Raw genomic sequence first — 7,183 nt, forward strand, 5'->3', positions numbered from 1 at the left:
GGGAGATACCCCGGCCTCCCTCCTCTACAGAAACCCTTCGGTAACTCACTGTTCTCACGGATATACAGGAATGTTTGGTCTTTTAATCAACCCACACCCTCAGCGCGATGAGAGCTTGTTAGGGTATTTACAACGATTGGCGGGTGCCAATGGCTTAGCAGGAGACGAGCTTATCAAAGCCTTTGAGCAAGCAGAGGCTGGCGACATAGCTGTCTGGTTTAGCCGATTTGAGCCGCCTGTGTCATGGCCTTCGGTGTCCGAAGAGCTCCGGGAGCCTAAAACCAAGGCGCTAAAAGTCTGGTCATTGCGTCACAAGAGGTATTGCGCCTGCTGCTTGGCTGAGAGCGCTTACTGGAAAGAATCCTGGGATCTGACGCTGGTGACGACATGTTCGTTGCATGGGGTTCAATTACAGGACAAATGCCCAGGTTGTTCTGTCAAGATCAATCACGGCGCTATGTTGGCAAATAGCTGTAAGTCTTGTGGCTATCTCCTCACTGAACTGATTGTGGAGATCCCCACTGCAGATAGCCATAGCGCTTGGATGACCACTGCACTTGAAGCAAAGCTGTCCGAAAATTTCAAGCTGGGAAACTCTGGCTTGGACGCCCTTTCCTATGAACAGCTTCATGTTTTGTCGTCCCGCCTCGCCGTGAGAAGCGTGCGATCGGACTGCACAAAGCCACTTAAGGTGGCAGGATCTGGGTCGCTTGAGGTTTCTAGACATTTAGCGCAGGCGGCCGGCCAAATCCTCGAGAATTGGCCGCGGGCATTTCGGGATTTGCTCAGCGATCTCAGGGATACAAGATCCAATGAAAAAGATTGGAAGCTTGCATCAGCATTTGGACCAATCTACAGAGACATTCATCATGATTTAGTGGCCCCCTGCTTCGACTTTGTTCGTACCGAATTTGAGTCTTACGTTAAGGATGAATGGCACGCACCGATATCCAGGAGAAATCGTTACCTGAGCGAAAAAACGATCCAGGATCATCGCTGGGTTTCCATCGACGAGGCTGCAAGATTGACGGGCTTGCTAAGATCTTTTATCAAGCGATTGCATGATCATGGAGAACTCGATTCTAGGGAGTTCGTTCACTCATGCGGCCGTAAATCGAAGGTCATTGATGTAGTCCAGCTTCGAGAGCTTTCTTTGCGTATGCAGGGCTCAGTCAACATGAGGCAAGCGGCAAAGCTGCTACATATCAATCTCGATAGAGTTCGACAGTTGATTAGCTCGGGGATGCTCCGGTTCTATGGCGGCAGGCCAAAGCATGGCGAAAACTGGCTGATAGATGTCGATTCTATTGGCACTTTGAGACCAGAAAGCATTGAGCCTGCAGCGGGAAGTGGTTTTGTTACGGTCAACTATCTCGCTAAGCACCACCTTCCAGCGGGTGGAGGCTTGGTAGAGCTGATAAAAGCGATTCAGGCCGGTCAGCTTCAAGCTTTTTCAGATGGTGATGGCAAGGTTATGTTGGGGCATTGGTTAATCAATACCCAGGCTCTGAAGAAGTGGATCTGGAATGTCTTTCAGAAGGCTTCGGATTTCCCCGGGATTACTGTCTGCAAAGCGGCGGTGCTTCTCGGGGTTAAGCAGGAGGTCGCTTACGCGCTGGTCCGGCTGGGGATTCTTTGGAGTACCCCCATCAAAAGCGGTAGGCGTACCTTGCAAATGGTTCTCCCGAAAGCAATTGAGAAGTTCAGACGCAGATACATACTTGGCCCCGAGCTGTCAGTCTTTTTGGGCCTACCCCCAAAACACGTCATGCCCCACCTTTGGGAGAATGGATTCAGGCCAGTCGCTGGCCCATCCATAGTGAAATCTCCCTGCCGACAGTACGTTTGGCCTCGAAGCAAGAAGTTAGTCGACTACCTGTCGTGGAAGGCCGCGCAGCATTGCTAAGTAATGATGACCAGATCTCCACAATTACCCCCCGGTTGCCTTGCATCGGCGCAAGCGTTTACTGAGCTCAGAGCGCTAAGATAGGAACTGCAAGAGTAACGAAATCGGTATGCGTCCGGCAAAGTCATCTAGCCGGCTCCGCCAAGCCCAGACATGGTGTCCACCTAAATTGGGTGGACACCATCGCCTTTGGCGTCGGGGTCAGGAAGGCGTGTTGGCCGGACGGTTACTCCTCAGCAATCAATCGAAGTCGCTCATCGAACTGGATGCCGACGGCAAGTTCGTCAGTTTCCTACCCCTTAGACGCGGCATTTCCGAGCTCAAGGACGATGCACCGCAAGCCGAAGGCGTGACGATGGACAGTTCGGGCAATCTGTATGTGGTCAGCGAGCCGAATCTTTTCTACAGGTTCCAGAAGAAGTAACCGCCGCACCCACCGTCTGACACCTCGGGCCGGACAACCTGTTCACTGACATTTTGCCGGTCACTGATGGCTGGGCTCGGTAGTACCCGAAATGGCAACCGTGTTTCTGCATCCTTGCCCTGAAAAAAGCAGCTATCGTGTCGATACTGGTCTATCGAAATTACCGTACTTTTTCGGTTGCTCCGGGAAAACCAGGCGGGGGTGAACGTGGAAGACGTCGATAACTCAAAAGTCATTCAACAAGAGTATTTCCACCTGCAGAGCGCCATAGATGCGTTCGACTCCCGCGCCCTGACGATAAAGGCCTGGAGTGTTACCTTCGGCTTCGCCACCCTTGTAGGCTCCGCAATATTCAAAGAACCTGCTGTCTCGTTCGTTGTGTTTATCAGCGGCTTGCTATTTTGGTGCATTGAGGCCAGCTGGAAAACATTTCAGGATGCTTATTACCAACGGGTAAAGGTGCTTGAGGCCTATTTCGAGAAGCCAACCGGGGCAGTGGTTCCACTTCAAATACATCGCGCCTGGAACACGGCATACAAGGCAAATCGCGCATCTACCTTTGCCAAAGTGTTGCTTTATCCTCATGTAATGTTGCCTCACGTGGCTGTCGCACTGTTCGGGCTTGTTTTCTATATTTATTTCCCTGTCAACAATGAGCTCCCCGCTTCGGTATTCCCCATTATAGAGGGCCCACAGCCCATGACGCTCAAGGATCTGATAATGATCATCGTGACGGTGATTGGCGTCCCTGCCGCGCTACTGGCTGCCTGGAAGGCGCTGGTCGAATTCAGGGTCGGGAATACCGAAAAACATAGGGAGAATCGCCACAAACAGGCGAGTGCGGCTAAAGATGAACTTAAATCACTGTTCTGCGACCCGTTGTCTCACGCAGCAATGAAAATGACTGACTGGACAGGTCGCTACTACATGATAGATGGAACTTCGGTCCCGATCCTGAGCGAAGACGTCATTTCCGGACTTCGAACACATAATCTGAACTTCAGCAGAAAAGAGCTATTTATACGCGACTGCTTCGAATCGTTTTTTGATCATGTGTTGATGATCGAGCATCTTGTTTCCATAGACTACATCAACTATGAAGATATAGAGGTCCCGCTAAAATATTACGCGAGTAAAATCGCCTTGAACCTGCACATCTACAACGATTTCCTTACTGACTATGGCTATCAAAAATCCAAGGAACTATTCCTCAGGGCAGCGCACGTCACTCCCCTGCCTGCGGCAAACGTCTGATAGTGCAAAAGGGGCACAACACGCTTGCGTAGGATCCTGAGAGGGCGCTCAGGCATCCTGCCCCCCATGCACCAATCGGAATACCTCATCGATCTGCACGTAGTGGTCCTGGCTGACCCGCCAGTATTTCTGGCCCTCGGTGCTGCTCAGGAATCGGCGACGGCGTTCCAGCCGGTCGCGGCCTGTCACGCCTTTCAACACCACAAAGCGCACCACGCCACGGGGACTGATGAGCACGGTCGAGCCCCCTTGATAGATAAACGCCGGGCCCAATTCGCAGGCCTTTACATGGCGTTGCTGAGTGACTTCCGCCACCAAGTCGAAGGTCACGCTCTGATCAGGACCGACTCGGCGCAAGGTGCGGATCGACTGCACGCACGGCAAGCTGACGCTGTCGCCCTGCAAGCGCGGGTCATCGGCAGCTACCAGGCCGAACTCGGCCAAGTGTTCAGGTCTGCTGACATACAACCCCAGGACACTGGCCTGGCGGCGTAGCTCCTGGGGACTGGCGCAATGCGCCGGATCCCCATCAAACCGCAGCGAGGCGAAGTTCAGGGCTGACAGGTCCGGCAGGGTTATCCGTGGCGGCCGCCATAACAAGGCATCTTCCGAGAGACTGGTGACGTTGCGCGGGTAAATATTGCGCCGCCGGAAGCTGTCGATGATCGCCCCCCGGTAGTCCCATTGGTCATCCGGCAGCACATCGTAGTCGGCGGTGATCAGCGCCCGCAGGTAGTCGCCGAAATTGATCGCCGTGGGTGGGCAATAATCGATGGCGCGGATGCAGATAGTGAGGAATTGCCGGGCCAGTTTACTGGCCTTTTCCGACAGCAGCACTTGCAAGTCGTGGGACATGTCATAGGGCGGGAGTATCCCGCAGCCGTTGGTGGCGAGGCGGATATAACGTGCGCTCTTACGCTCGAAGATCTGCGCAAAGGCTTCGAACAGCGCACTGACCAGAATCGATCCCAGTTCGTGCACTTCCATGTCCGGCTGGTACTGTCGCGGCTGCTCGAGATTGCTCTCTATCGCACTGCGTAGCGGACCGTTCTGGCCGGTGGTGTGACCAAACTGCTGAGCCAGCTGAGTCAGCAGGCTGGCCTGCATCAGATTGCCTTTGCACCGACGGATCGAGGCGATCAGTACTTCCCGGTAACTGAAGTGTTGAAAAATCGCCACCAGATCGGCGAAGGCTTCATGGAAGGCCGGCACGTCCGCACTCATCGGCAGGCTGAAGCATGGGCGCAGGCCATCGAGCAAGGCATGGGTGACTTCGTGGGAGATGATGTCGTGGGACAGGCAAGTGAAGACGTAGCCGCCCGGCAGTGATCGATCGCTGGGTGTGGCGCTGGCTTTGAAATATCCGAAGCGGATCTCGCCACCCTGGCAGCCTTTGGTGTAATACGCATTGCGGTTCTCGCCGTAATGCGGGTGCAAAGTCAGCGGCATTCGCTTCTGGTCATTGCCAAATCCCCAGCCCGGATCGCGTCCCAGTGCCAGCTTGAAGGCCAGGTAGACGTTGCTGCTGACGGCATAGACCATCTGCTGATGAAAGCGTGGGTCCGACGGCGAAGGCTCATAACCGTTGGCGATCAGCACCCCGCGCTCATCCAGGTCGGCCTGGCGATACTCCAGGCCCAGCTCGGTATTGCGATGTTCGACCCGGAACAGACCACCGCAGGGTCCGGCGGTCAGTGGTTCAAAAGGCACATTGATGGTGCCGATGGAACCCTCCAGGCGCCGTACCGAAGGGTCCACCGTATAGATCCGTAGCGGTCGATACAACGGATCGGCGGGCTCCCTTTGATAGGGTGGGCTCGGTAGCCAGCCAAATGACTCCGCCAGGCAAAAGTCGACGCTTTCGCCAGGGCGCTTGGGCTCCTGAGGCACGATCGGTTACCTCCTGCCCGGTTGACTGTAGAGCTGTTGCAGTAGCTGCAGGATCTGCATCAGCACGGCATTCTCCGAACCCGACTGCCGCCCCGGACCGGCTACCAGGATGCTCTGCAGCGGTTGCAACAGCACCGCACCTTTGGCGTTGTCGTTGCAGTCGAGTTTGGGGTGCTGACGTGCTTGCGCGCCGAAATCGCTGACCACCCGCTGGTTGAACAGCTCATGGGTGATCTGACTGCCCTCGTCGAGTACGCGGGTGGCGCGCAGGGTGAACTCGCCGTGGCCATCGCTTTCCCACGCCACTTCATCGTCCTGGCAGGCGGCGAACTTGATGTCGCGCATGCCCTGCGCCCCGCCACTGTCCATGGCATGCGAGACGCCGCCGTGGGCCTGGCGAAACAGCGCATGGGCGCGATTGATCTCCTCGGTAGGTGGTACGAAACGCTTGCGGGGGTCTCGTCCCAGCGGCCGCTGATTGACTCCCCCGACCGCAAATCGCGTATTGCTGCCCGAATGGCAGCAGTCCATGAAGCAAGTGAGGTTCACCCCATCCGGCAAACTGGCGAAGATCTCGGCGATGTCATCGTCGATGTACAGCGCGCCCGAGGCAAAGTCCACCGGGCACAGCGCTTCATCATTGTTATCCTCTTCATCGCCATTGAGGTCGGTGACAAAGGTCCCGTGACCCGAATACTGGATGACGATGACATCCCCGGCCCGCGACTCAGTGACCAACTCACGAATACTTCGATCGATCGCCTCGCGGGTGGCCTGGCCGTCGAGCAGCATCTGGATGGAAAAGCCGCGCCGGCTCAGTGACTGCGCCCACACCTGCGCATCGGCGACACAGCCGGCAAGCCGGTGTTCCGGCTCGGGGTAATCATTGATCCCGATGCACAGCGCCATGCGCCGGCCACCTGCCACTGCAGACGAGCCGACCGCCTGGACCGAAACCGTAGTCGGCGACGCCGGGTAGCGCGTCGGCGGTGCAATCGAGGCGTTCTGGCGCCACTGTTCGAAGCCCTCAGGCCAATCGACCTCATCGGTCCATGCCCGCGTCCGGGACAGCGCTTTGGCCCGTGGATAGGGGGTGATCCGACCGGCATCCGGCAGGCCAAGAATGCGCAACAAGGCGCTGTTCATGGTGATCGGGTCATCATCGAAGCCGCCATGGGAGGTGGACTGGCTGGCCGAGCGCCCGGTGTCGGATACTGACTGCGACCAGATGACTTCACCCGGCCCGCTGTTCTTGCCATCGAGGCAGAATAACTGCTTGAGCACAGGATCATCGCGCAGGCTCTCTTCGAGCCCGAGAATCGGCGTGCCACGTTTTTCTTCCAATGCATAAAAAATCAGGTAAAGCAGCGACTTGCGATAAACCCCGGCGCAGTCGTCGGCCTTCTCGAAGTATTTTTTCATGGTAAAAATCGTCACCTTCTCCGCCACCTCACCCTTGTGCAAAAGGTCCAGCAGGTGCTGCTTGAAGGTGTCGACTCGCACCGCGGGTGCGAGGAATTGCAGGGTGGCTAATTTCGGTACTCTGAGGTGGTGCGCGGCGCTCAGGAAATGACAATGAAAAATCGCCCCGGCACTGTGACCCATCCCATGCAGCTCGACACTCTCTGGATGGGCGTCACAAAATTGCTTGAGCTTGCCGGCCACGTACCAGGCCCCACCATCGACCGGATCGGCTGCCCGTTCGGCGC

4 protein-coding genes and 1 pseudogene are annotated in these 7,183 nt (G+C 56.2%); 3 read left to right on the top strand and 2 right to left on the bottom strand.

The genetic code is table 11. The annotated features are described in order from the left end of the window. The first annotated feature begins 70 nt into the window (after positions 1-70). The 3 genes and pseudogenes from WLY71_RS10670 (at position 71) to WLY71_RS10680 (ending at position 3,584) form a co-directional block, all read left to right on the top strand. The gene (locus WLY71_RS10670; protein ID WP_347803518.1) at positions 71-1,906 is read left to right on the top strand and encodes a TniQ family protein; all 1,836 of its coding nucleotides are present in this window, start codon (positions 71-73) and stop codon (positions 1,904-1,906) included. Positions 1,907-2,132: 226 nt separating this feature from the next. After that, a pseudogene (locus tag WLY71_RS10675) lies at positions 2,133-2,330 on the top strand (SdiA-regulated domain-containing protein); the annotation flags it as partial. 207 nt (positions 2,331-2,537) lie between these two features. Further along, complete coding sequence (locus tag WLY71_RS10680; RefSeq protein WP_347803519.1) at positions 2,538-3,584, top strand: hypothetical protein; 1,047 nt, start codon at positions 2,538-2,540, stop codon at positions 3,582-3,584. A gap of 48 nt (positions 3,585-3,632) precedes the next feature. On the opposite strand, the gene WLY71_RS10685 is transcribed toward WLY71_RS10680, so the two are convergent. After that, complete coding sequence (locus tag WLY71_RS10685) at positions 3,633-5,474, bottom strand: gluzincin family metallopeptidase (protein WP_347803520.1); 1,842 nt, start codon at positions 5,472-5,474, stop codon at positions 3,633-3,635. A 6-nt stretch (positions 5,475-5,480) separates the two neighbouring features. Then, positions 5,481-7,183, bottom strand: a 1,703-nt coding sequence (locus WLY71_RS10690; protein ID WP_347803521.1) for a caspase family protein, incomplete at its 5' end; no start/stop codon positions are given.

It is taken from the genome of Pseudomonas rossensis, from assembly GCF_039888995.1.
GTDB lineage: Bacteria > Pseudomonadota > Gammaproteobacteria > Pseudomonadales > Pseudomonadaceae > Aquipseudomonas > Aquipseudomonas rossensis.